Here is a 25843-nt window from a genome sequence, read left to right as displayed (position 1 = left end):
AGTTGTTGAGTAAAGAAAATATTATGCAATATTCAATGGATATAATTTGACATTGTTTAGGCATTCATGAAAGAATCACACATTCATTTTATGCTAAGCAAAACAGTAAGTAAGAAGATTTTATGAGTAGCTACTTGATTGAAGTCAAGAACCTTACATTTAAACGTGGCGAACGAATTATTTACGATAATCTTAATTTGCAAGTTGAACAGGGTAAGATTACAGCGATAATGGGACCATCAGGAATTGGTAAAACGACGTTGCTGAAGTTAATCGGTGGGCAACTACTTCCTGAGCAAGGGCAGATTTTATTTGATGGACAAGATATTTGCAAAATGTCTCGTTCACAATTGTATCAAGCTCGAAAACGAATTGGCATGTTGTTTCAATCTGGTGCATTGTTTACTGATATGACGACTTTCGACAATGTTGCTTTTCCATTGAGAGAACATACAAATTTACCTGAAGCGTTAATTCGTAAAACAGTTTTGATGAAATTAGAAGCTGTTGGATTACGAGGTGCTGCATCATTAATGCCGTCGGAATTATCTGGAGGTATGGCAAGAAGAGCGGCTTTAGCGAGAACAATAGCTTTAGATCCTGAACTTATTATGTATGACGAACCCTTTACGGGACAAGATCCAATTAGTATGGGCGTAATTGTGAGTTTAATAAAAAGATTGAATGAAGCTTTGCAGCTTACCTCTATTGTAGTGACTCACGATGTACAAGAAGTTTTTAGTATTGCAGATTATGCTTATATTATTGCAGATAAAAAAGTGATTGCAAAAGGTACGCCATCAGAACTTATTGCAAGTCGAGATCCACGAGTGGTACAGTTTATTCAAGGGGAAGCTGATGGACCTGTGCATTTTCATTACCCCGCTCAGGATTATATGCAGGAGTTATTTGCATGATTGTGAATTTTATTTCTAGAGTAGGACAAAGTGCGGTTAAATTTTGTCTCACTTTAGGTAGAGCTGGTTTTATGTTGTGGCATGCTCTGATTGGTAAGCCTCAAATAAGAAAGCATTTTCCTTTGTTAATTAAACAACTTTATGTTTTAGGCGTGCAATCAATGCTTATCATTATGCTATCAGGGTTATTTATTGGCATGGTGTTAGGATTGCAAGGTTATGTAGTGTTAGTGGATTTTGCCGCTGAAACTAGTTTAGGACAATTAGTTGCGTTGTCATTGTTACGAGAATTAGGTCCAGTTGTTACCGCACTTTTATTTGCTGGAAGAGCAGGTTCAGCGTTGACGGCAGAAATTGGCTTAATGAAAGCGACAGAGCAGCTTTCTAGTCTTGAGATGATGGCAGTTGATCCATTAAGGCGAATTATTTCCCCTCGTTTTTGGGCTGGTGTGATCGCTATGCCACTATTGGCTATTATTTTTACGGCAATTGGCATTTGGGGTAGTTCGTTAATTGGCGTTGACTGGAAAGGAGTAGACGCTGGTAGTTTTTGGTCTGTGATGCAAAATGCAGTACGCTGGGGATATGATTTATTTAATGGCTTTATTAAAAGTCTGTGTTTTGCTGTTGTAGTTGTCTGGATCGCTTTATTTAATGGTTATGATTGTATTCCAACTTCAGAAGGCATTAGCAAAGCTACAACAAAAACAGTAGTACATGCGTCATTAGCTGTACTTGGATTAGATTTTATACTGACTGCGTTGATGTTTGGCGGTCACTAAATTAGAAATATAAAAGTATAGATATAAGGTAATTTATGCGAAAAACAGTAAAATACGAATTTTGGGTGGGATTATTCTTACTAACTTCTATTGTGGCTTGTATTTTTTTAGGATTACAAGTTGCGAATGTACAAGGACTAAGTAAATCTGAATCTTATGAGATTAGAGCTACTTTTGATAACATCGGTGGTCTAAAAGTACGGGCTCCTTTAAAGATAGGAGGTGTTGTAATTGGACGAGTAACTGCGATTGAGCTTGATCCACAAACTTATTTACCAGAAGTTAAAATAGCTATAGATAAGCGATATAATCAATTACCAGATAATAGTTCATTATCAATTAAAACCTCAGGTTTATTGGGGGAACAATATATTTCCCTTAGCGTTGGTTTTGATGACGGAGAAACAACACAAATGCTCAAAGAGGGAAGTAAAGTTGTGGATACGAAGCCTGCAATGGTTTTAGAAGACTTGGTTGGGCAGTTTTTATATGGTGATAAAAATAAAAGTGAAAAAAATGATGTCGCAGAATAAGTGCGGTAGAAATTAAATAAATTCAACAATAGGAGTAAATTATGTTGGAAAATATCAAGTCAAAATTAACTAACGGATTAGCAAAAATAATAGCGGTTATTACCGCACTTTTTGCTGTTCAGGCCTTTGCTCAAGATAATCCATATGTATTAATGCAACAAGCATCAGATCGATTGTTTGGTGATATCGCTGTTCATCAAAGCAAAATTCAACAAGATCCAAATTTTTTAAAAACATTAGTTAAGCAACATTTAATGCCTTATGTACATGTAAATTACGCGGGATCGCTAGTTTTAGGACAGTACTTTAAAAGTACTACACCACAACAAAGACAAGCTTTTTTTGTTGAGTTTGAACGGTTTATTGAGCAATCTTATGCACAGGCATTGACGCTTTATAAAAATCAACAAATTCAAATTGAAAATCCGAAAAATGTTGCTGATAATCAAGTGAGTATTCGGGTCAAAGTTTTAGCGGGAAAAAATACAGCACCAATTAATTTAAATTTTTTCTGGCGTAAGAATAGCAAAACTGGTCAATGGCAAGTTTATGATATGGCTGCAGAGGGCGTAAGTATGGTTGAAACTAAAAAGCAAGAATGGAGCGGTATTTTACGTAAAGATGGAATTGAAGCCTTGACTAAACAAGTGAAAAAAGCAGCAGATGTAGCCGTGACTTTAGGTAAATAATCGATGTATCAGGAGCAAAAGTTAGCATGGGATTTGGAGCAAAATGATGATAAAATCATCATTCGTCTCAAAGGGCAGTTATCAGTTGCAAGATTACTGCTCCTATGGCAACAGCGTTCTGAACTTTTGTCAGTGCAGAATATTGCAAATCGTCAAATCAGTTGGGATCTAGCTGCACTAGAGCGTATCGATAGTGTAGGTTTTGCATTATTATGTGATTTCATTCACTATTGTCAAAACCAGCACATCTATGGACAAAAAATAATTAATGCCCCCTCTCAACTACTTACGTTGGCAGATCTTTTTGGCTTATCTTGTTGGTTAAGCCCTTTTTTACAACATAACGGAACAGATTATTAATGGATACCGAAAAAATTGAACAAATTTTGAAACAATCTTTAAATCTTGATGAAGTTTATGTGCAAGGTGAGAATTCGCACTTCGGCGTGATTGTCGTCAGTGATGAGATAGCTGCACTGTCAAGATTGAAACAACAACAAACTGTGTATGCTCCTTTGATGGATTATTTCGCAAGTGGAGAAATTCATGCTCTCACTATTAAAACTTTTACTAAAGAAAAATGGAAGCGAGAACGCTTGTTTAACCTGTAATTATTAAGTTGTGGACAATTAAATTATGCAAAAATTTCGTGTTTATGGACAATCTCGCTTAGATGGTACAGTAAATATTTCAGGAGCAAAAAATGCGGCATTACCTATTTTATTTGCTGCAATTTTAGCAGAAAAACCTGTTACATTAACAAATGTGCCAGAACTTAAAGATATTGATACAGCTTTTGAAATTTTACGTCGTTTAGGCGTAATAGTGGAACGTGATGAACAAGGTGCTGTTCATTTAGATGCTTCAAACGTCGATCATTTTATTGCCCCTTATGAATTGGTGAAAACTATGCGTGCATCAATTTGGGCATTAGCACCTTTGGTTGCTCGTTTTAATCAAGGACAAGTTTCTTTACCTGGTGGTTGTTCTATTGGAGCAAGACCAGTGGATATGCACATTAGTGGTTTAGAGCGTTTGGGAGCGAGAATTAGTTTAGCAGATGGATATGTCAAAGCAACAGTTGATGGACGATTGAAAGGGACTCGAATCGTAATGGAAAAAGTAAGCGTAGGAGCAACTTTATCTATTATGATTGCGGCAACTTTGGCTAAAGGTACAACGGTAATTGAAAATGCTGCGAGAGAACCTGAGGTTGTTGATACAGCGGTTTTTCTTAATACATTGGGTGCGAAAATTTCTGGTGCAGGAACAGACTCTATCAGTATAGAAGGTGTAGAAAAACTCGGTGGTGGAGAACATCGCATTGTAGCAGATCGAATTGAAACAGGTACTTTTTTAGTTGCTGGAGCTATTTCTGGTGGTTGTATTTGTTGTAAAAATACTAAAGCAGATACACTTGATGCCGTGATTGACAAGCTACGAGAAGCGGGGGCTCAAATTGACGTTACAGAAGATAGTATTACGTTGAATATGTTTGGGCGTAGACCAAAAGCAGTCAACATTCGGACTTCGCCTTACCCAGGGTTTCCTACAGATATGCAAGCACAGTTTACTTTACTTAATATGGTAGCACAGGGAACAGGAATTATTACAGAAACAATTTTTGAAAATCGTTTTATGCATATTCCAGAGCTTATTCGTATGGGAGGAAAAGCAGAGGTTGAAGGTAACACTGCTGTTTGTCAAGGGGTAGAATCTTTAAGCGGGGCAGAAGTGATGGCAACAGATCTACGGGCTTCTATTAGCTTGGTTCTAGCGGGCTGTGTTGCCAGCGGTGAAACAATTGTTGATCGTATTTATCATATTGATCGAGGTTATGAACATATTGAAGAAAAATTGCGTTGTTTAGGAGCAAGGATTGAGCGTTTTTCTAGTAATGAAAATGAGACAATAGCATAAAATGTTGCTTCTCATTAAAAGTGCGGTCAAAAACGGTTAATTTTTTCGAGTCTTATTTATTTACGCTCTAACTAACTGAGATATAAGGTATAAGTATAGAGCCATTTCAAATGTAACTAGTCTAGCTTTGTGTAATGCTAGTACGCAAAGCCTTTAAATTTGAAATCAGACTAAATGATGAACAACTTCCGTGAAATTAAACTATTTTGCGGTTGTTCTCATTTTATTTTCAATAAAGTTTTAGCGTAGCAATTTCCTCATTTAAAATTAAATTTTACCGCGTATAATAACTCTTTTTTTGAGAATATTTGTTTTAAATTGACCGCACTTTTTTTAAGAATTTGAAGAAAATATGATTAGTATATTTGATATGTTTAAAGTGGGCATTGGTCCATCTAGCTCACATACAGTTGGTCCAATGAAAGCTGGTAAAACTTTTATTGATGAATTAGTCGATAGTAATTTTTTGATCAAAACAAATCGATTAGTAATCGATATTTATGGTTCTCTTTCTCTCACTGGACATGGGCATAATACAGATATTGCTTGTATTATGGGGGTAATGGGATATTTACCTGATAATGTGGATATTGAGCGAATTGAATCAATTATTGAAAAAATCAAACGTGATCGTAAGATTGTTCTTGCAGAAGCAAGCCCAGAGCATAGTAAAACAATAGACTTTAATATTAACTTACATATGCGTTTTCATAAAACATTTTTACCTCTCCATGAAAATGGACTGACTTTTCGTGCCTTTGAAAATGGTATTGAATTGTTGAAAAAAACTTATTATTCCATTGGAGGAGGATTCATCGTTGATGAAGAACACTTTGACCAAACTGGAGAAAGCGATAATTCAGTACCATATCCTTATAAAAATGCGGCAGATTTAGTTAAACATTGTGAAGAACAAGGGCTTCCTCTTTCTTCGATTGTTTGGAAAAATGAATTAGCTTTACATTCTAAACAAGAAATTTCCGACTATCTTGCAAAAGTTTGGCATACAATGGAAACTTGTATTGAGAGAGGACTACAGACGGAGGGATTATTACAAGGTCCATTAAAAGTAGTTCGCCGAGCAGCCGCTCTTCGTCGTCGTTTAGAATCACAAATTAATTTGACTACAGATCCCATGAGAGTGATTGATTGGGTTAATATGTATGCGTTTGCTGTAAATGAAGAAAATGCTGCGGGTGGGAGAGTAGTGACTGCCCCAACTAACGGTGCATGCGGTATTGTTCCAGCAGTATTAGCTTACTATGGTAAGTTTATTGGTGAATTGACGGTAGATATTGTAGAGCGCTACTTATTAGTTACTAGCGTCATAGGATCGCTTTATAAAATGAATGCTTCTATTTCAGGTGCAGAAGTCGGGTGTCAAGGTGAAATAGGTGTTGCTTGTTCTATGGCAGCAGCTGGATTAACAGAAATTATGGGAGGAACACCATTACAAGTTTGCATTGCCGCAGAAATTGCAATGGAACATAATTTAGGGTTAACTTGTGATCCTGTGGGCGGACAAGTTCAAGTTCCTTGCATCGAACGAAATGCTATTGCTGCTGTAAAAGCGATTAATGCTAGTAGAATTAGCTTATTGCGTACTAGCTCGCCTCGAGTCACACTTGATAAAGTAATTGAAACAATGTTAGAAACAGGTAAAGACATGAACGCAAAGTATCGTGAAACATCTACAGGTGGATTGGCAATAAAAATTGTTCCTTGTGATTGATTATTTTAATGGTTAAATAAATAGTAAATTTACTGAAAACAAATATTGGATAGTGAAAAAGCGATCTGTCTTATCTCATTCCTTATATCCACGTCCCGAAGGTCGTGGATAAAGTATGAGTAGATAAAATGCTATTTTATGTTTTCATCAAATTCTTGTAGAGGTTTGTGTTCACTAGCAATATAAGAATAAATCACTGGCAGTACAAATAATGTGAATAGTGTGCCAATTGCTAGTCCTGAAATAATCACGATACCAATACTAAAGCGAGAGACAGCTCCTGCTCCCGAAGCATATAATAATGGAATAAGCCCCGCGATCATTGCTGCTGTCGTCATTAGAATTGGACGTAACCGCACTTTTGCTGCTGTCATAATCGCATCAATACGATTTTTACCCTTATGTAATTGTTCTTCTTTAGCCACTTCACACATTAGAATTCCATGTTTAGTGATTAATCCAATTAAAGTAATTAAACCGACCTGTGAATAGATATTTAAGGTTGTACCAGCTATACCAAAGAATCCAAAGAAATTTAAAGTTAATAACGCACCGCTTACGGCTAACGGAACAGAAATCATAATGACAATAGGATCACGAATAGATTCAAATTGAATAGCTAATACTAAGAAAATAATGATTACTGCTAATGCAAAAGTCATAGATAAAGAATTGCCTTCTTGTTCTAGCTGACGAGCTTCACCTTTGAAATCGTAATTATAACCTTGTGGAAATTTAGCATTTGCAGTTTCTTTCAACCATTGAACAGCTTCGCCGATACTAATTGTTGGTGAAGGTACCGCACTGATTACAGCTGAGTTTAATTGGCTAAAACGTGGTAATGCATTTGGTTGAGATTCCAAGGTTACAGTTAATAAACTACTGAGAGGTACAGATTGTCCATTTGCTGCTTTTAAGTAGTAGCCTTCAAAGCTTTCAGGACTTAAACGATCTCCTCGTTTAACTTGTGCAATTACTTTATAAGCTCGGCCATCAATGTCTACTCTTGTAACTGTTGCAGCAGAAAGATAGCTACCTAATGTTCTGCTAATTTGTTGCATAGAAATGCCATAAGTTCCAGCTTTTTCTTTATCAACAGTAATTTTCATTTGAGCTGTGTCAAATTTTAAGTCTAAAGATGAAAACACGAATTTTCCCGATTTTTTCATTTCTTGCAAAAAGCTTCCCGCTACATTAGCTAAATCAGAGTAGCTATTGGCAGTATTTATTACAAAACCAATTGGGGGCCCTTGTTCTCCAGTTTCAATTTCAGGGAAAGAAAAAGCAGTCACTGTAATTTCAGGAATAGCCTTAGCTTGAGCATTTAAATGGGCTATAATTTCGCTTTGACTACGTGTTCGTTTATTCCAATCTTTCAATGTAATAATGCTTAATGCTTTATTTGGAGATGGCACGCCTGAAATGATGAGTGAAAATTCAACCTCTTCTGTGTCAGTTAAAATTTTCTCATAATTTTTCACCGCACTTTGTACATAATCCACATTTGTGCTTGAAGGCGATGTACCAATAGCAATAAAGCCGCCTTTGTCTTCTATAGGGGTTAGCTCGCTAGGTAAAGAATAGAATAAAAGAGGTAAACTAGCAAAAATAACGATGGAAAATGCTAATAGACATTTTCGATTTAGCATAACTAATTTAAGAATATATTCATAAATATTGTTAAGTTTATTTAAACCACGCTCAATATATTCTTCTAATTTAGATGGATTTGTATGAGCTTTTAATAATTTACTGCTCATCATTGGTGAAAGTGTTAATGCTACAATACCTGAGATAAAAACTGCACCAGCTAAAGTGAGAGCAAATTCTTTAAATAATGAGCCTGTAATCCCGCTCATTAATGCCATAGGAGAATAAACAGCCACTAATGAGATAGTCATTGAAATAACAGGTATTGCAATTTCACGAGTACCAATAATTGCAGCACGGAAAGGTGATTCGCCTAATTTAATATGGCGGTCAACATTTTCTAACACTACGATAGCATCATCAACCACCAAACCAATTGCTAATATTAACGCTAGTAACGTCATTAAATTTATAGAAAAATCAAATAACTGTAATATCATAATGACTCCAATTAATGAAATTGGAATAGTAATTACAGGGATTAAAATTGCTCTTAATGAACCAATAAATAACGTTATTACAACCAGTACGATTACTGTTGCTTCTAAAATTGTTTTAACTACTTCTTGAATTGAATTATTAATTGCGATAGTGCGGTCATATAAAATACTAGTTTCAATGCTACTTGGTAAGTTTTTCTTAATATTTTCATATAAAGGTAGAATATTTTTGACTACAGTTAAAGGGTTTGCTGTTGATGCTGGATCAATAGCTAATACAACAGACTCAGAACCATTTGCAACAGCACGAACACCATCAGATTGTTTATTTAATTCTACCTCAGCAATATCACGTAGGCGTACTAATTTACCATTTTTAGAGTAAACAACTAAATTTTTTAAATCTTCAACGGTATTTGTTGTTGTTTCAACTTTGTTTTTATACACCGTAAAATAACCATTTACGTTTCCAGCTGCTGTCTGCACATTATTAGAAGCCAATGCCGCCATCACTTCAGGAGCAGATAAATTTTGTGATGCCATTTTCTGAGGATCTAACCAAATTCTCATCGCATATTGATCACCATAAACATTGACTTTTGCAACTCCTTCAATAGTAAAAAATTGAGGCTTAACGACTCTCTCAATGTAGTCAGTGACTTGACTCGAGTCTAATTGGTTAGAACGAAAACTGATAAACATGATCCCTGTTCCTCCCGTTGAGGAAGTAATTGAAGGATCCTCAATGCCTTTTGGTAACGCAGAACGAACAGAATTCACTTTTGCCAAAATATCAGATAAAGCTGCACTTGGATCAGTATTTAATTTCATTTTGACAGTGATTCGTGATAGGTTCGGTACACTGGAAGAAGACATGTAATCAATATTATCAGCCTGTGCAATAGCTTCTTCTAATTTAGAGGTTACAAAAGCCTGAATGAGATTTGCATCTGCACCAGGATAAACTGTTGAAACATTGATTACAGTTGTTGTCATTTTAGGATATTCACGCACTGTTAGTTTTGTAATTGCTTGCAATCCTAAAATAATAATTAACAAGCTAATAGAAACAGCTAATACAGGGCGACGAATAAATAAATCTGTAAATTTCATTCGTATTATTCCTAATTCAAATTAAAGGTTTGATTTTAATTTTGGTGTTGTTGTGCCTACGCCTTGTTTATCGGTAACAATCACTAGACTACCATTACTTAAATTTTGTTGTCCCCCAGTTACAATTAAATCTCCTAATTTAATTCCTTTTGGTTGCAATTGAGCATAGATACCTTGTCGATCTTTAGTAAATACAGTAATTTGATTTGCACGATACACATTATCAATATGTTCTTTATGAGGAAAATGATCGTTATTCAACAAAGTTTCTTTTTCTTCTGAGGAAAGTGCGGTTAGCACATAAGCAATTTCACCATACATGTTATAACTTATTGCTACTTGAGGGACAACAATTTGATTGTTTTCAGTGGGAAGAGCAATATTTAAACGTGTAAACATGCCAGATAAAAGTTGTTGTGCAGCGGAGCCTTCAAAAGTTGCTTGTAAGTCAACTAATCCTGTTGTGACATTGATTGCAGGTTCTATTGCAGTGATTTTTGCGTTAAATGTTTCGCTTTTATTTGCATCGATTGTTGCAATGATAGTTTGACCAATATGTAACTTTTCTAGTAGATTTTGTGATAAAGAGAAATCAATTTTCATTTGAGTTCTATCTTCTACTCGCACAATTTCAGTTCCTACGGTGACATATTGTCCAATATTCACTTTTACAATCCCTGCCATACCATCGAAAGGAGCAATAATTTGGCGACGTTTTATTTGAGCTTTTAATGAATCAATATTTGCAGTTAGCGTATCATAAGTAGCCTTTGCATTATCCAATTCTTGACGAGAAATGCTCTTAGTTTTATACAATGCTTGATAGCGTTGATAAGCTTGTTTGACTGACGGTAATCTTGCTTGTGCTGATTCTAAGTTTGCCATTTCAACTGAATTATCTAATTCAACTAAGACATCACCTTTTTTTACCATTTGTCCAGATTGAACTAAGATTTTTGCTACTGTGCCAGGCATTTGCGAGCTTAGCATAGCTCCTTGATTGGGACGAACTAATCCAGTAGTTTTAATTACAGGTGTCCACGCTGTACCTTCAATTTTCATTGCCGTAACTGGTTGAGCTGTTTCAGGTAAACCTGCTATGTATTTACCTGTGGCAATTCCTTTCATAATATTTGCAACAATCATACTAACAAAGCATAGCACAATTACTGCTAAGACTATTTTCATCCAAAAAATATGAGAGTGTTTAGACTTAGAAAGTTGAGTATCGATACTCATAAAAAAACTCCGTGATGACTAGATAAATAAACTTAAAACTATTTTTGAATAGAACGCCATGTTCTTTCAATTACAGTTTCTAAAACTTGATCAGATAATGTTTGATTAAACATAAGCTGTTGCAATGCTAAATTTATGGCACTTTTTAAGCCTAAGGAAAACAAAAGCTCAGGTGATAAATCACATAATACTCCTGCTTCATGACCTCTTTGGCAAAATAGTCCCCAAAAATCTTTTTCTCTTTGCTTTATATGCTCCATGTAAGTTTCATGGAAAGCGGGTAGTGATTTATATTGACTCATGTTCACTACAATTATGGGATTTTCTTTTAGCAAATGCCAAATGTTCCACCACATTCGTCGATATTGCTCAAAAAATGATAAGCTTTCATCATAATTTTTTCCCAGCGTTTCAGAAAAAAGAACAAATATTTGACGAGCAAATCGACGCAATAGTTCATCTTTGTTTTTAAAATAAATATAAATTGTACCAGGTGAAATATTGGCTTCTTTTGCAATTTTGTGCATAGATAAACTATGCAATCCTTCCGAAGCCATGAGGCGTTCAGTTGCGTTGAAAATTTGATTTGTCATTTTTGTTTCTGATTGATACATGCTATTCACCAAATAGAAAAAATGTAATAAATAAAACAATAAATGAATGTTCATTCATTATTCTAACAAGGTTTTTACGCTACCACAAATTATATTTAGTTTAGATAAATAAAAAGTGCGGTCGAATTGAACCGCACTTTATTATGAAAAATTAATGATCAATTTTCATTAGGATTAATGTATCTCGTTTCACCACTAGGCTGAAGAATCTCTAAGTAACCAAGATCACCACTTAACGTATTGGAATTTACATACGTTTTTTGACAATCTCCGATAGATAGATCATATCCTAATAAAGAAATCAGATAAGTCCCAAGTTGGTAGTGATTTGCTCTTTGACAATATGAAAATATCTCTTTAGTTTGATTGCCTAAAGAATCAATTGGCGTGTAAATAAACAACGGTACTAAATAATTATCTAATTGAGTAGTTCCTTGATTGGTAATTTTATCTGTCACATATTGCCCATGATCAGAAGTATAAATTAGGATCCAGTCATTTTGTTTTCGTTGATTTAAATAAGTAAATACTTGTTCAATAAACTGATCATTTTTATGAATAGTACTATCATAACGATCTAGTAATTTTTCTTTGCCAAACACAAAATCTTGCTCAGATAATAATTCTCCGTAAGGCATGTGTGAGGCACGTTGATGTAAAATGACTACATTTTGACCTTTATTCAAATCAATTTTATAAAAGAGCGGTAATAATTTTTCATCAGGCATACTTTCACTTTGCTTAAAACCTAAATTTGTCGGAAAGAGTACATCGTCAATCCAACGTTTACCAAGTAAATTAAGCATACCCATTTGATCTTCAGGTTGTGAAGAATAAAAATAAGTGTTGTATCCTTGTTCTTTTGACAATCTGAAAAAATTTGTATCGCCACTATTCATTTGGTTATGTCCATTTGGATAAGGAATAGCGTTAAATAAAGGGGGTAATGATAAAAGAGTTAATACTCCTGCAGAGTAAGTTTCTTTTAATACTGTATTAGAGTAATCTGATTGATTGATTGATTGATTGATTGATTGCCGTATGTCGTAAATTTATCAAAAAATGGGGTAGTTTTTCTTTCATAACCAAAAGCACTAACATGGCTAGCTGTTTCACTTTCACCGACAATAAATATAATATTTTTAACTTTAGGCTGTGAAATTTTATTTGGTTTACTGTGGTGATAATTTTCGACATGACTTAGATTAAACACTTCATGAGGAATGACTTTGCCAATGAAATGACCGAAAGAAAGAAAATGTTCTTTTATTCGACCATATTGAGTTTTAGGTGAAACTACGGCTTCTTGATGAGCTTTGATACCCTTTACTGAAGTAAATACCAGTAACAATATGAATAAAATATCTACTGCGTAATGAACTCTTTTGTTTTTAAAAAAGGCTATTGATAAAAAAATCAAACAATCAACCGCACCCCAAAGGATATGTGGAATTAATTTACTGATCAGAGAACCACTAGCGATAGCTACTTCATCAAATTCCTTAAATGCTAAATAATAATTAAGCCCAGTTAACCAGCTTTTATATATTTCATAATGAATATTATTACCTATAACTGAAATCGCAAAGAAAATAAAAATAATACATTTTGTTAATCGATATTTAGCGAAATAAAAAATAGACAACAAAATAAAAATAAAGCCTAAGTTTTCTAATAATCGATTAATAGGAATCTGAGGAATTTGAAAAAGATGACGATATAAATATTCACTTGTTAAAAGTACTACAGAATAAAACAAAAGGATAATAAATTTTTTCATAATATCATGTCCATAAATAAAGTTTACATGCGAATAATCACACAAGTAGCGATAGATTTAATTCGTTCTTGAGCTTGATTTACTGTGTTTCTATCGCCAAGCGGACCAACAACGACACGATTCCAATCTGCATTTTTATTAATACGAGCATCAAATCCTAATAACAGGATTCTTGATTGTATTTTCTCAGCTTGTTGTCTATTTTTAAATGCCCCACATTGTAAACCGAATTTTTTTTCTGCTGGATTTGCTGACGTAGTCTCAGTTTTTTTTACAGTTTCCTTACTCGTTTTATTATCTTCTGTTTTTAATGCTATTTTTTTGTTATCAAGTGCAGTCGTTTTTTGTTTTATTTCACTTTTTTCTGTGTTTATAGTTTTATTTTCTTCTGCCTGTTTTAAGCGTGCTTTTTCGTTTGCTTTTCGATCTTGTTCCATAAGTGATAAAACTTTTTTCTGTTCATCTGTTAAACGCATATTTTTCTCTAAAGATTGCGGGCTGTCGTCCACAGAAACAGTGCGAGTTTCTAACGCTTTAATGTAGCTCCAAACTTCTTCTGGCGGTGAAGGCAACTGACTTTTTGGATGTTTTTTCTCAGTTGTTATAGCAATGGAATGATTATGATTCGGCGACTTGCTTTTTAATATATAAAGTCCGCTAGCAAAAGCCACAACTAACGCCAAAGAAATGATAATTAATATCCATTTATTTCTTTTTTTTGCTTGTTTTTGTTTCTTCGTTTTATTAACGCCAACATAATCCCGTCGTGCCACAATTCATCCCATTTGTATTCAATAATCAATCAATTAAAGTTTAATTCAATTTTACTGAAAAGCGTTTTTATTTTCCAGTCTTAACTTAAATCTATAGGATCTACATCTAAAAACCACCGCACTTTTTCTTTTTTCAGCGGTTCATCTTGACGGAAGTAAGTTAAAATTTGCTGTAATTGTTGACGAGATTGATGTTGTAGTAGTAAATGCCAGCGATAATATCCCGCTTTTTTAACAAAAAGCGCTGGAATTGGTCCTAATATTTGTAATCCGAGTATAGATTTTTGTTGAACTAATTGATTGAAATAATCTAGTAATTGTTTTAGTAAATTTTCAGCCTGTTCGCTAGATCTACTTTGTGCTTTAAATAATGCCTGTGAACAAAAAGGTGGTAATCCCATATTTTGACGTAACAATAAGGCTTGTTCCGCAAATTGTGCATAACCTTGACTTAATAAAGTACGTAATAAAGGATGTTCAGGGTAATGCGTTTGTAAAATTACTTCTCCGTATTTTTCTGCTCGTCCTGCTCTTCCCGCAACTTGAACATAGAGTTGAGCTAATCGTTCTTCCGCTCTAAAATCTAAAGAAAACAAAGAATTATCAATATTTAATAAAGCAACTAAAGTTACATTAGGAAAATGATGCCCTTTTGCTAACATTTGAGTACCAATTAAAATTTGACTTTTACCTTGTCTAATATTTTGTAAGTGTTTTTCTAAAACCCCTTTACGAGTAGTGCTATCCCGATCGATTCTTGTTACATGATGATGAGGAAAGCATTCTGTTAGTGCTTCCTCTAGCTGTTCTGTACCAAGCCCTGTTGTAATTAAATGGGTAGAGCCACAATGGCCACATTGACGAGGAATTGGTTTTTGCGATGAGCAATGATGGCATCGTAAACTACGTTTTTTTTGATGATAAGTATAAGGCTTTTCACAGTGTTGACATTGTGCGATCCATCCACATTCATGACAAAGCAATACAGGAGCAAAGCCACGTCGATTTAAAAACAATAATACTTGATTACCTTGTTCTAAGTGTGTTTGAATCCTCTCAATTAAAGCACGAGATAATCCTTGTTTAACTCGTTGCTGTTTCATGTCGATAATAAAATGTCGAAGTGCGGTGTTATTTATCGCTCTTTTTGATAATACAATGTGCTGGTATTTTCCATTTTTAACATTATGAAGACTTTCTAAACTAGGCGTTGCAGAACCTAATAAGATAGGAATATCAAGTTGCTTTGCATACATTACTGCTAAGTCTCTAGCGTGATACCGCCAATTGTCTTGTTGTTTGAAAGAAGCATCATGCTCTTCATCGATAACAATTAAGCCTAAGTCATAAAATTGAGTAAATATTGCAGATCTTGTGCCAATTACGACCGCACTTTGTCCTGTTTTTGCTCGATACCATACTTTTAAACGTTCACTTTCATTTAAATTGGAATGCAATACATCAATTTCTACAGCAAATCGAGCATTAAATCGCTGTACTGTTTGAGGAGTGAGTCCGATTTCAGGGACTAAGACTAGCACTTGCCGCCCTTTATTTAATATTTGCTCAATAAATTGTAAATAAACTTCTGTTTTGCCAGCACCAGTTACGCCATCAATAAGCGATGATGTAAATCCTTGTTGAAATACAAGTTGACTCAATGCTAGAGCTTGTTCTTGATTCAGTTTTAAACGATCTTCAAAGTGAGCAACATTTTTGTCCGCTAGCCGTTGTTGCCAAGTCAATTGTTTTGGATATTTTTCTTTTATTTCCACATAACCTTTTTTTTGTAATGTCGATAATATGGAAGGGCTTAACCGATTATTCCCTTTTTCGACTTCTTCTTTAGCAAGGGTGGATAATACCTCTATTTGCTTCTGAGTACATTTCAATGCGTTGTTATGAATAACCCCCATTTGATTCATGTTTAATGCTTCATGCCCTAATGAAGTTAATTGAAAGAAAATTTTCGATTTTTCAATTGGGCTTTCCCCTTGTCGTAATTTAACTGGCAACGCTTGAAATAATACTTCTCCTAAAGGTGCTTGATAATAATTGGCAGCCCAAATTAATAATTTCCATAATTTGTCATTGAAAATAGATTCTTCATCTAAAAGTGCGGTAATAAATTTAAGTTGTTTTGAATCAATATCTGAATTTTCAGGAAAATCGACAACAATACCAACTCGTTGTTGGTGACCAAAAGGCACAATCACCCGACAGCCTAATTGTGGTGTAAATTCTAGGGGACACAAATAGTCGAAAAATTGGAATAAAGGTACAGCTAAAGCAATTCGAACAAGTTTCATAAATAATCCGAACAGAAAAATTTGAACTATTATAACGAAATAATAGCAATGCTTGAATAATCCTTTTTTTTCGGTATAATTTGCCACCTTACACACAAAGGTGCTATTTTATAGCGTAATATTAACTACACTCGGTACCGAATTCAGTTTCGGAGAGCGGAGTGGCTTCAATTGAGGTTTTCTATGAAACAAGGTATTCATCCTGAATATAAAGAAGTTACTGCAACTTGTTCATGTGGTAACGTAATTAAAACACGCTCAACAGTGGGTAAAGATTTAAACTTAGACGTTTGTGGCAAATGCCATCCATTCTATACAGGTAAACAACGTGTTGTTGATACTGGTGGTCGTGTAGAACGTTTCAACAAACGTTTCAGTATTCCAGGTACAAAATAATGATTTGAACCTTGTTGTAAGTTCAATTCAAGAAATAAAAGGGCATAAGCCCTTTTATTTTTCAATTCTATTATCATTCTATTTCTATTTTTCACCGCACTTAATATCACATCACATGTATTAAGATAAATTGTTTTGTTCTATAATACCCCTACTTTTCTTGATTGGAACAATAGCATGAATTTAAAAACACATTTGGGACATACTGCACGTAAGCGTTTTGGGCAAAATTTTTTGCATGATAATCACATTATCCAACAAATAGTGATGTCAATTGCACCACGAAATGACCAATTTTTATTAGAAATTGGACCAGGTTTAGGTGCATTAACTGAGCCTGTTGCAGAACAAGTTGATCATTTAACTGTCATTGAGTTAGATCGAGATTTAGCTCATCGTTTACGTCATCATCCGTTTTTGCATCATAAACTTAACGTTATTGAAGCAGATGCTATGCAATTTGACTTTAGCACACTTTATCAATCCGAGAATTTAGCGGAAAAAAATCAAAAATTTCGGTTGTTTGGAAATCTACCTTACAATATTTCAACGCCCTTAATGTTCCATTTATTTAAATATCATCATCTAATTCAAGATATGCATTTTATGTTGCAAAAAGAAGTAGTTAAACGTCTTTGTGCTGCACCGAATAGTAAAGCATACGGGCGGTTGACGATTATGGCACAATATTTTTGCCAAGTTTTCCCAGTGTTAGAAGTGCCACCTAGTGCATTTAAACCAGCACCTAAAGTAGATTCAGCCGTAGTACGATTAGTGCCACATCAACAATTACCGTATCCAGTTAAAGATCTATATTGGTTAAATTTAGTTTGCACTCAAGCATTTAATCAACGGCGTAAAACGTTGAGAAATGCGTTGTCGACGTTATTTTCTGTGGAAAATTTGACCGCACTTAATATAGATTTAAATGCTAGAGCTGAAAATTTATCTATTGCCGATTACGCTCGTTTAGCAAATTGGTTAGCTGATCAAGCTTCTGACAATTTAAAGGAATAAAATGGCGATTTATTTAGTTGGGGATCTGCAAGGTTGTTACGATGAATTGCAGCTTCTTTTGGACAAAGTGCGGTTTGATCCTAGGCAAGATCAGCTGTATTTGGTCGGTGATTTAGTTGCAAGAGGTGATAAATCTTTACAATGTTTACGCTTTGTAAAGTCTTTAGGTAATGCTGCTCATACTGTGTTGGGAAATCATGATTTACACTTAATTGCTACCGCACTTGGTATCAAAAAAATCAAATCAAGGGATCGCGTTGAGGATATTTTTACCGCACCTGACTTTGAAGAGCTGATAGATTGGCTACGTTGTCAACCATTACTTATTCATCATCAAACTGTGGGTTTTATCATGACTCATGCAGGAATTTCGCCTGATTGGGATCTTGCAACAGCAAAATCTTGTGCTACGGAAGTAGAAAATATTTTGCGACACGGCGATTATTACTACTTACTGGAAAATATGTATAACGATAAACCAGATTGCTGGAACGTTGAATTAACAGGCATAGAACGCTTACGTTATATTATTAATGTATTTACTCGCATGCGTTTTTGTTATTTTGACCATCGTTTAGACTTTGCTTGTAAAACGCCTATTGATAATGCACCTTCAGAGTTAACCGCATGGTTTAATTTAGATAACCCACTATTCAAACAACAAAATATCGTTTTTGGTCATTGGGCAAGTTTAGTTGGAACAACTACACCGCCAAATATTTATGCGTTAGATAGCGGATGTGTATGGGGAAATTATATGACCATGTTACGCTGGGACGATAAAACTTACTTCACACAATCTGCGGTAAAAAACTACCGCACTTAGACAACAATTAAAAGCTTAAGGTTACTGACATCTTGCCTCCAACTTTAGCACTGTTGGAGGTTATCCATTCAATTGAACATTTCAAATAGTTAACCGTATCGGTAAACCGCAATTTTTGCTCAAAGAACATTAGTATAAAAAGAAAGTAAAAATCTAACGGCAAGCGGAAACACCATTAAACAACAGACTAGTACAAAAACGAGCCAACCACTGGCAAGCAAAGTGTAAAAATAATTAAAATTTTGTTAAAAATTAAAAATTAAAAATTAAAAATTAAAAATTAAAAATTAAAAATTAAAAATTAAAAATTAAAAATTAAAAATTAAAAATTAAAAATTAAAAATTAAAAATTAAAAATTAAAAATTAAAAATTAAAAATTAAAAATTAAAAATTAAAAATTAAAAATTAAAAATTAAAAATTAAAAATTAAAAATTAAAAATTAAAAATTAAAAATTAAAAATTAAAAATAATTATTTTTAATTTTTAAATAATTCTATAATGTTTTGAAAAACTGATCAGTTTATGAAAAAATAAGCAAAAAATTACTATCTATTAGGTATTGATATGAACAAAGGAACCCAAAAAGAGATGAAAGTGAACAGATTAAGTTTAATTAATGAACGTTAAGGCATTGATTTAAAGGCAAATAAAGCTCATAAAAAATTCAAATTTAAAAAGAATTTAATCGTTACTCTACTCATGTTGGAGGGAATTTTTACCTGTGCTTATGCCGCTAATGTATGGCTTGATAATAACGGCGATTCGCAGCAAAGTGGCAACTTAAATGAAGGTACTGAAGTTTGGTATGAAAATGATAATTTTAATGTGAAAGGAACCCCAAATGCTAGAAAAACAGAATCCATTATTTTATCAAGTCCAATTAATAAAACAGGAAGTAATACACAAAAAACCAATGCTAATTTTAATAAAACAGTAGTGATTGGTTCGAGAGCCGTCGGCGGTGGGAATAATTCTACCGTAATTGGTTATCGAGCAATCGCAGGGAAAAATAATACAGATGATTTAGCAGAACAAGGAACTGCAGTTGGTTATAGAACGTTTGCACAGGGCAACGAAGCTACCGCACTAGGTAATGATGCTGTTGCATGGGGAAATTCCGCAATAGCTATCGGTTCAGATAATACGAAACTAGATCATTATAAAGACAGTGCATTAAGCTATGAAATGTGGAAAGCCTTTTTTGATGATAGAGCAAATTTTAATTACACAAGCGAATATGCGGCGATAGATAGCAGTGATCGTGGATTTAAAGCATTATTAGAACAATTTAAAAGAACGAATGGAAATGATTCACTAACTGAAGAACAATACAAGCAGTTGTATCAAAAATATTTAGCTCATACACGTATGGTTGATAATACAAAAGATGCTTCAACAACGCATACTTGGGCAAGAGGGGAGTCGGCTATTGCATTAGGTTCAAGATCTATTGCTTACGGAAATGGTGCTACTGCATTAGGGACATTAGCTGTTGCAAAAGGAAATCTTTCTACTGCGGTAGGGACAGGTACACTTGCACTCGGAAATTCATCAATTGCTCTTGGAAATGAAACTTACGTCTATGCAGATAATGCAGTAGGTGTAGGAAACAATGTTCAAGCACTAGATAAAGGCTCAATGGTATATGGGTATAACTCATATGCAGGAGGGGAAGGGGCAATTGCAATGGGACAAGGTGCATTTGCAAATGTGAAAATGTCCAATGAGTTTAAAGGAAAAGAGCATCATTACGACGGTAAATCGATTGTATCTGAATTAGGTCAATTAGATGCAGATCTAGAAAATTATTTTAAGGGTAAATTAACAAAACAAGATGGTTTTGGTGAATACAAAGTAGAAACAGAAAAGAATAATGAAAATAAATCCAAAACAGGGGCAATTGCTATAGGGTACTATGTGTCAGCTCCTGGGGAAAATGCAGTAGCACTAGGCAGACAAGCTTACTCCAAAGGTGATCGGTCTATAGCGATTGGTCCATATGCTTATGCAAAAGCAGAAAAAACCCTTGCGGTGGGATATGGTGCAAAAGTAATGGGGGTAGAGTCAGTCGCAATTGGAGGATTGTCAAGAGTTGAAGGCGACAAATCTATTGCTATAGGTATTAATGCAAGTGTATCAAATGAAAATAATAATGCTCATAGAAACGGTAATAATACTATTGCTATCGGTAACGATACTTCAGCAAATATAGATAACTCTGTTGCATTAGGTTATAAATCCACCACAAAATATTTTTATAACAATAGTGATAAATCTACCGCAACATTAAGCGGAGCAGATGCTATCAATTTACCATCATATTTACCAGAAGGCTCTTCATATTCATTCTCAAGTGAATCAACTGACGGAATAATTTCCGTAGGTGGATGGTCAAAAGATAATAACAAAGTAGGCTTTAGACGAATTGTTAATGTCGCACCAGGTGCTTTAGATAGTGATGTAGCAACAGTAGGACAATTAAAAACATTAGCATACGTTAATAAAGAAGGATTAGTCGTTTACTACACGGAAGAAAATGGTAAGAAAATAAAACTGACCAAAGATGCTGATGGAAAATTCTATAAAGTAAATACGGAAAATGGACAACCAATTAAAGGACAAGCTATTGCCGCTGATAAAGTGTTAGTTGGAGCAAAAGGCAATAACGAACAACAAATTCAAGATGGTAATAGAACAACTACAAATATTGGTGAAACGATTCGATTTGCAAATTTAAAAGATGGCAAAATTGCACAAAATTCAGATCAAGCAACTACAGGTAACCAATTACACCAATTAGGTAAAAATATATTGGGAGCGACTGTAAACCGTAATAATAATGGATTTGATAACGTAACGTTCACTAAACTGAAAAATGCAAATGGACAAGATGGTGAAGCAGCGACTACTTTCAAAGATGCGATTGATAAAAACATTGAAACTATCAATAAAGGACTAAAATTTGCAGACAATAAAGGCGTAGAATTTACTCGCCAACTTGGAGCAAAAGTAACCATTAAAGGTGCTGGAGAAGACAAAGACTTTACTGGATTTGCAGTAGCAAAAGGAAATATTAGAGTAGAAGCTAACACTGATACTTTAACCATTGAACTTGCTAACAAACTAAAAAATCTTGAATCTGCTGAATTTATTTCAGACTCTGTGAGAGGCGGAAATGTCAAACAAAAAGTGAAAACTACTATTGACGGCACAGGCACTGCGATCAAAGAGATTGAAGATAGTGGAGTTAACAAACGTAATGGAAAAACTGCTGAGTACAAGCTGGATAAAGTCCTGCTTAAAGATGGAGATAAATTAGTTGCTATGGATACCGAGCATGGCACAACAGTAAAATACGGAAATGAACAGGTTACCACAACTGCGGATGGCATCTCTATTAGAAATGGAGAAAACGAAGATAAAGAAGTGCTTTCCATTAAAAATAAAGACGGCAAAGGCGAAATAAATTTTGCTAAAGGTGCCGATGGTAAAATCACTGGATTAGCGGATCTTACAGATACTTCTGATGATTCAAGTGCAACCAACAAAAAATATGTTGACAATGCACTGAAAACATTAAAAGAAAATGCGGATAAAACTGCGGTTAAATATGATGATGACACTAAATCATCTATTACGTTAGGCGGAAAAGATTCAGGCAAAGCTCCTGTTGCGATCACAAATCTGAAATCAGGTCTTGGACTTGCTGACGATGATATTACAGGAAATGCAGATACTAATAAGCAAAAAGTCACTGAAGCAGTAAAAAACTTGCTTAAAAATACTGACAAAGAGGCATTACATAAAGCAGTAAATGCTGGTGACTTAAAAGCGATTGCATTATCAGGCTTGAATTTTGCAGGTAATGACGAAACTGAGCTACACAAAAATCTAGGCGAAAAACTAGAAATTGTGGGCAAAGGTTTAACAAAAGTTCAAGTCGGCACATTCAAAGGTACTGATGGCAATATTGCAGTGAAATCAGACAATGGTAAGTTAGAAATTTCACTTAGCGAATCACTAAAAGCAATGGATTCTTTTGAAACTAAAGTGAAAAAAGTGAGAGATAATCCAGAACTTTATGCGAAAAGTAAACTAGACGGTGCAGGTTTACATCTTAGTCCTTTCATAGATGAAGATGGAATAATTGAGTTAAACGATAAAGAAGCTCATTACGGATTGCTTGGCTCAACCGTGAAAGACGGTGCGAAAACTAACGTACAAACTGCGGGTGAAAATAAGCTAACCGATGGCAATAAAACGAATGTTCAAACAGCTGGAGAAAGCAAGTTAGAACAAGACGGCAACACAAATATTTCAACAGCAACAGAAAGTAAACTTACCGATAAAGACGGCGATAAAGCAAATTTAACGGCTAAGGGGTTAACTGTAGGTGATAAAGACGCTGTCAATGGTGATAAAACTCACACCACTTATGCGAAAGATGGAATTACCATTAATGGCAAAGATGGTAAAAGTGCGGTTAGTTTAACTACTAAAAATGAAAATGGTAAAGATGCAGCAACACTTGCTTTTGCTAAAGGCGATGATAATAAATCAGGCACTGGCAAAATTACAGGCTTAGCGGATCTCGCTGAAAATGCTGATGGCTCAAGTGCAACTAACAAAAATTATGTTGACAATGCACTGAAAAAATCGAAAGAAGAAGCCGATAAAACAGCGGTTAAGTATGACGATGAAAATAAAAATGCTATCACTTTAGGCGGTAAAGGCACTAAACACAATCCTGTATTAATTGACAACTTACGTTCAGGTCTTGGTATTGATGATATTCAAGGTCAACCAGATTCCGCTAAACAAGGAAAAATGGTTGAGTTAGTGAAAGATTTAGTTGCTGGAAAATTTGACACTAACACTCACAAAGCCGTTAATGTAGGGGATCTAAAAGCTATCGCATTATCAGGCTTGAACTTTGTAGGCAATGACGGAAAAGATGTTCACAAAAATCTAGGCGAAAAACTAGAAATTGTGGGCAAAGGTTTAACAAAAGAGCAAGTTGAAAAATTCAAAGGTACTGACGGTAATATTGCGGTAACCAATACCAGCGGTAAGTTAGAGGTTGCTTTAAATGAAGAGTTAACTGGGTTGAAATCAGCGAAATTCGAAAACGAGAAAGGCACCGTAGATGTTCAAGGTGATGAAATTGCTTTAGTAGATAAAAAAGGCAATAAAGCAAATTTAACAGCTGAAGGATTAACTATCAGTGATAAAGATGCAGCTAATGGAGATAAAACTAGTGCAACTTACGCAAAAGATGGAATTACTATTAACGGTAAAAATGGCGAAAGTGCGGTTAGTTTAACCACCAAAAATGAAAATGGTAAAGACGCTGCTACACTTGAATTCGCTAAAGATAAAGATGGTAACGGCACTGGTACAATCATAGGATTGAAAGATCTTGATGAAAGTGCGGATGGTTCAAGTGCAGTCAACAAAAACTATGTTGATAATAAAGTTGGAAAAGCGTTGAATGGTGAAGCAGGCACATTAGTTTATACTGATGAAGCAGGTAACCGTTTAGTGAAAGCCAATGACGGTAAATACTATAAAACAACTGATGTTGAAACTAATGGTACACCGAAACTAGATACAAGTGCGGTAGAAAATCCACAACTTTCTTTAGTCAATGCTGAGGACAAGGACAGTAAAGCTGATGAAACAGTTGTGCTTGGTAATGTAGCTAGTGGTTTAGGCGTAAAAAAATCTACAGCTGAGGAAAAACAAAAAATGAATGCTCTTGCTGACGCTGTAAAAGCGAAAGCGAGTGATGTGACTACGAAAGCGGAAGCTGTTTCGGCTAAAGCTGATGTATTAAGCAGTCTATCAGATGTAGTTAATGCTAAAGAAGATGCAATTAATGCAGAAAAATTAGCCATTGCAGCCTTGCCTGAAGGTGAAGATAAAACTAAAGCACAAGCTGCATTAAAAGCTAAAGAGGAGGCATTGGAAGCTGAAAAAGCTAAATTAGCGACTGCGAAATCCGAACTTGATAAAGCTAAACAAGGTTTATTAAAAGCTAAAGAGGGATTGAAAGAAGCGAATGAGGCTTACAACGTTGCATTAGCATCAGCGAATAGTAACGTTACTGATTTAGTGAGTGAGAATTCAAACGCTAAATTAACTAATGCTGCAACTATCGCAGATTTGCAAGCTGTTGCAAAAGCAGGCTTGAACTTTACTGGTAATGATGATGTGAAAGTGCATAAAAATATCGGTGAAAGCGTGTCTATTAAAGGCGAAGGCGAGTTTAATAGTGAAACAACAGCAAAAGGAAATATTAAAGTTGAAGCTTCACAAGATGGACAAGGTTTAGAAGTGAAATTGTCTGATCGCTTACAAAATATGACTTCTTTTGAAACCCGTGAAATTAACGGTAAAAAATCTGCTTTAGATTCTAATGGATTAAAAGTGGTTGGTCCAAATGGAGAAACGACAGTTTCACAATTAGGAACTCATATTGTTGGTAAAGGTGATAATGCTGATAAGTCAGCAAATTATCAATTGGATGGCGTTAAATTACAAAATAAAGACTATGTAACAACTATGTCTGCAAATAATATAACGTTAGCTGATAAAGCAGGTAAAGCATCATCAACATTAGATAAAAATGGTTTAACTGTTACTGGTGAGGGCGGTAAAATCGCAATCAACGGTGCAAGAGGTGAAATTACGTTACCTGATGTTAAACCAGATGCGAGCGGAAGTGTTGCGGTGAATAAAAACTATGTGGATGCTAAATCCAGTGAGTTAGCAAATCGTACTGATGAATTAGCAAATCGCTTTAACTCTGCAAATAGAGAATTGCGAGCTGGAGTAGCTGGTTCTAATGCCGCTGCAGCGTTACCACAAGTTTATATAGCAGGAAAATCTTTGATTGCTGTATCTGCTGGGGCATTTAAAGGTGAAAGTGCAGTTGCTGTTGGTTATTCTCGAGTAAGTGACAGTGGTAAAGTACTATTAAAACTTCATGGTAATAGCAACTCTGCAGGTGATGTTGGAGGTGGTGTTGGTGTAGGATATTTGTGGTAGTCTTCATACACTAAACTTGACTAACAATGACCGCACTTTATCGAAGTGCGGTCATTTTTTA

General features: G+C 34.8%; 19 protein-coding genes. 12 read left to right on the top strand and 7 right to left on the bottom strand.

Features of this window, described 5'->3' with window-relative positions:
• Window positions 1-122 precede the first annotated feature (122 nt).
• The 8 genes from mlaF to ACFQ02_RS03625 all read left to right on the top strand — a co-directional run bounded on the left by mlaF (window position 123) and on the right by ACFQ02_RS03625 (window position 6573).
• Complete coding sequence (gene mlaF, locus ACFQ02_RS03660) at window positions 123-917, top strand: phospholipid ABC transporter ATP-binding protein MlaF (protein WP_380819469.1); 795 nt, start codon at window positions 123-125, stop codon at window positions 915-917.
• Window positions 914-1699: a lipid asymmetry maintenance ABC transporter permease subunit MlaE gene (gene mlaE, locus ACFQ02_RS03655; RefSeq protein ID WP_380819467.1), complete on the top strand. Its 786-nt coding sequence runs from the start codon at window positions 914-916 to the stop codon at window positions 1697-1699. Before mlaF ends, mlaE begins: the two co-directional genes overlap by 4 nt.
• A gap of 35 nt (window positions 1700-1734) precedes the next feature.
• The gene (gene mlaD, locus ACFQ02_RS03650) at window positions 1735-2232 is read left to right on the top strand and encodes an outer membrane lipid asymmetry maintenance protein MlaD (RefSeq protein ID WP_380819465.1); all 498 of its coding nucleotides are present in this window, start codon (window positions 1735-1737) and stop codon (window positions 2230-2232) included.
• A 41-nt stretch (window positions 2233-2273) separates the two neighbouring features.
• Window positions 2274-2921 carry a phospholipid-binding protein MlaC gene (mlaC, locus tag ACFQ02_RS03645; RefSeq protein ID WP_380819463.1) on the top strand — a complete coding sequence of 216 codons (648 nt, stop codon included), beginning with the start codon at window positions 2274-2276 and terminating at the stop codon, window positions 2919-2921.
• Between the two features lie 3 nt (window positions 2922-2924).
• Window positions 2925-3281: an STAS domain-containing protein gene (locus ACFQ02_RS03640; protein ID WP_380819461.1), complete on the top strand. Its 357-nt coding sequence runs from the start codon at window positions 2925-2927 to the stop codon at window positions 3279-3281.
• Entirely contained in the window at window positions 3281-3532 is a 252-nt protein-coding gene (locus tag ACFQ02_RS03635) for a BolA family protein (RefSeq protein WP_380819457.1), read from the top strand. The genes ACFQ02_RS03640 and ACFQ02_RS03635 overlap by 1 nt, the downstream gene beginning before the upstream one ends.
• A 25-nt stretch (window positions 3533-3557) precedes the next feature.
• Entirely contained in the window at window positions 3558-4841 is a 1284-nt protein-coding gene (gene murA / locus ACFQ02_RS03630) for a UDP-N-acetylglucosamine 1-carboxyvinyltransferase (protein ID WP_380819455.1), read from the top strand.
• 352 nt (window positions 4842-5193) lie between these two features.
• Window positions 5194-6573, top strand: a complete 1380-nt coding sequence (locus ACFQ02_RS03625; RefSeq protein ID WP_380819453.1) for an L-serine ammonia-lyase — start codon at window positions 5194-5196, stop codon at window positions 6571-6573.
• A 131-nt stretch (window positions 6574-6704) separates the two neighbouring features.
• On the opposite strand, the gene acrB is transcribed toward ACFQ02_RS03625, so the two are convergent.
• The 7 genes from acrB to priA all read right to left on the bottom strand — a co-directional run bounded on the left by acrB (window position 6705) and on the right by priA (window position 16491).
• On the bottom strand, window positions 6705-9776 hold the full coding sequence (acrB, locus tag ACFQ02_RS03620) for a multidrug efflux RND transporter permease subunit AcrB (protein WP_380819450.1): 3072 nt from the start codon (window positions 9774-9776) through the stop codon (window positions 6705-6707).
• Between the two features lie 21 nt (window positions 9777-9797).
• The gene (locus ACFQ02_RS03615) at window positions 9798-11015 is read right to left on the bottom strand and encodes an efflux RND transporter periplasmic adaptor subunit (RefSeq protein WP_380819448.1); all 1218 of its coding nucleotides are present in this window, start codon (window positions 11013-11015) and stop codon (window positions 9798-9800) included.
• 38 nt (window positions 11016-11053) lie between these two features.
• Window positions 11054-11629: a TetR/AcrR family transcriptional regulator gene (locus tag ACFQ02_RS03610; RefSeq protein ID WP_380819445.1), complete on the bottom strand. Its 576-nt coding sequence runs from the start codon at window positions 11627-11629 to the stop codon at window positions 11054-11056.
• Window positions 11630-11787: 158 nt separating this feature from the next.
• The gene (locus ACFQ02_RS03605) at window positions 11788-12648 is read right to left on the bottom strand and encodes a sulfatase-like hydrolase/transferase (RefSeq protein WP_380819588.1); all 861 of its coding nucleotides are present in this window, start codon (window positions 12646-12648) and stop codon (window positions 11788-11790) included.
• Window positions 12615-13409: a hypothetical protein gene (locus ACFQ02_RS03600; RefSeq protein ID WP_380819443.1), complete on the bottom strand. Its 795-nt coding sequence runs from the start codon at window positions 13407-13409 to the stop codon at window positions 12615-12617. Before ACFQ02_RS03600 ends, ACFQ02_RS03605 begins: the two co-directional genes overlap by 34 nt.
• A gap of 23 nt (window positions 13410-13432) precedes the next feature.
• A complete protein-coding gene (gene ftsN / locus ACFQ02_RS03595; RefSeq protein ID WP_380819440.1) occupies window positions 13433-14182 on the bottom strand; it encodes a cell division protein FtsN in 750 nt (249 codons plus the stop codon).
• Between the two features lie 80 nt (window positions 14183-14262).
• Window positions 14263-16491, bottom strand: coding sequence for a primosomal protein N' (priA, locus tag ACFQ02_RS03590; protein ID WP_380819438.1), 2229 nt, complete (start codon window positions 16489-16491; stop codon window positions 14263-14265).
• 183 nt (window positions 16492-16674) lie between these two features.
• Between priA and rpmE the strand changes: the two genes are divergently transcribed.
• From rpmE to ACFQ02_RS03570, 4 genes are all read left to right on the top strand, one after another.
• Window positions 16675-16887 carry a 50S ribosomal protein L31 gene (gene rpmE / locus ACFQ02_RS03585; RefSeq protein WP_380819436.1) on the top strand — a complete coding sequence of 71 codons (213 nt, stop codon included), beginning with the start codon at window positions 16675-16677 and terminating at the stop codon, window positions 16885-16887.
• A 177-nt stretch (window positions 16888-17064) separates the two neighbouring features.
• Window positions 17065-17904 carry a 16S rRNA (adenine(1518)-N(6)/adenine(1519)-N(6))-dimethyltransferase RsmA gene (gene rsmA, locus ACFQ02_RS03580; protein ID WP_380819434.1) on the top strand — a complete coding sequence of 280 codons (840 nt, stop codon included), beginning with the start codon at window positions 17065-17067 and terminating at the stop codon, window positions 17902-17904.
• A 1-nt stretch (window position 17905) separates the two neighbouring features.
• Complete coding sequence (gene apaH, locus ACFQ02_RS03575) at window positions 17906-18730, top strand: bis(5'-nucleosyl)-tetraphosphatase (symmetrical) ApaH (RefSeq protein ID WP_380819432.1); 825 nt, start codon at window positions 17906-17908, stop codon at window positions 18728-18730.
• Window positions 18731-19431: 701 nt separating this feature from the next.
• Window positions 19432-25782, top strand: a complete 6351-nt coding sequence (locus tag ACFQ02_RS03570; protein ID WP_380819429.1) for a YadA-like family protein — start codon at window positions 19432-19434, stop codon at window positions 25780-25782.
• The last annotated feature ends 61 nt before the right edge of the window (window positions 25783-25843 follow it).

It is taken from the genome of Seminibacterium arietis, assembly GCF_042675725.1.
Taxonomy (GTDB): domain Bacteria; phylum Pseudomonadota; class Gammaproteobacteria; order Enterobacterales; family Pasteurellaceae; genus Seminibacterium; species Seminibacterium arietis.
This window is presented reverse-complemented; position numbering and strand designations above follow the sequence as displayed.

Coding starts and splice junctions, on each gene's coding strand:
- ACFQ02_RS03635 (WP_380819457.1), top strand. CDS start 3,281: ATGGATACCGAAAAAATTGAACAAATTTTGAAACAATCTTTAAATCTT.
- priA (WP_380819438.1), bottom strand. CDS start 16,491: ATGAAACTTGTTCGAATTGCTTTAGCTGTACCTTTATTCCAATTTTTC.
- rsmA (WP_380819434.1), top strand. CDS start 17,065: ATGAATTTAAAAACACATTTGGGACATACTGCACGTAAGCGTTTTGGG.
- ACFQ02_RS03640 (WP_380819461.1), top strand. CDS start 2,925: ATGTATCAGGAGCAAAAGTTAGCATGGGATTTGGAGCAAAATGATGAT.
- ACFQ02_RS03625 (WP_380819453.1), top strand. CDS start 5,194: ATGATTAGTATATTTGATATGTTTAAAGTGGGCATTGGTCCATCTAGC.
- rpmE (WP_380819436.1), top strand. CDS start 16,675: ATGAAACAAGGTATTCATCCTGAATATAAAGAAGTTACTGCAACTTGT.
- mlaE (WP_380819467.1), top strand. CDS start 914: ATGATTGTGAATTTTATTTCTAGAGTAGGACAAAGTGCGGTTAAATTT.
- ACFQ02_RS03570 (WP_380819429.1), top strand. CDS start 19,432: ATGTTGGAGGGAATTTTTACCTGTGCTTATGCCGCTAATGTATGGCTT.
- ACFQ02_RS03610 (WP_380819445.1), bottom strand. CDS start 11,629: ATGTATCAATCAGAAACAAAAATGACAAATCAAATTTTCAACGCAACT.
- ACFQ02_RS03615 (WP_380819448.1), bottom strand. CDS start 11,015: ATGAGTATCGATACTCAACTTTCTAAGTCTAAACACTCTCATATTTTT.
- murA (WP_380819455.1), top strand. CDS start 3,558: ATGCAAAAATTTCGTGTTTATGGACAATCTCGCTTAGATGGTACAGTA.
- mlaF (WP_380819469.1), top strand. CDS start 123: ATGAGTAGCTACTTGATTGAAGTCAAGAACCTTACATTTAAACGTGGC.
- mlaD (WP_380819465.1), top strand. CDS start 1,735: ATGCGAAAAACAGTAAAATACGAATTTTGGGTGGGATTATTCTTACTA.
- acrB (WP_380819450.1), bottom strand. CDS start 9,776: ATGAAATTTACAGATTTATTTATTCGTCGCCCTGTATTAGCTGTTTCT.
- ACFQ02_RS03600 (WP_380819443.1), bottom strand. CDS start 13,409: ATGAAAAAATTTATTATCCTTTTGTTTTATTCTGTAGTACTTTTAACA.
- apaH (WP_380819432.1), top strand. CDS start 17,906: ATGGCGATTTATTTAGTTGGGGATCTGCAAGGTTGTTACGATGAATTG.
- mlaC (WP_380819463.1), top strand. CDS start 2,274: ATGTTGGAAAATATCAAGTCAAAATTAACTAACGGATTAGCAAAAATA.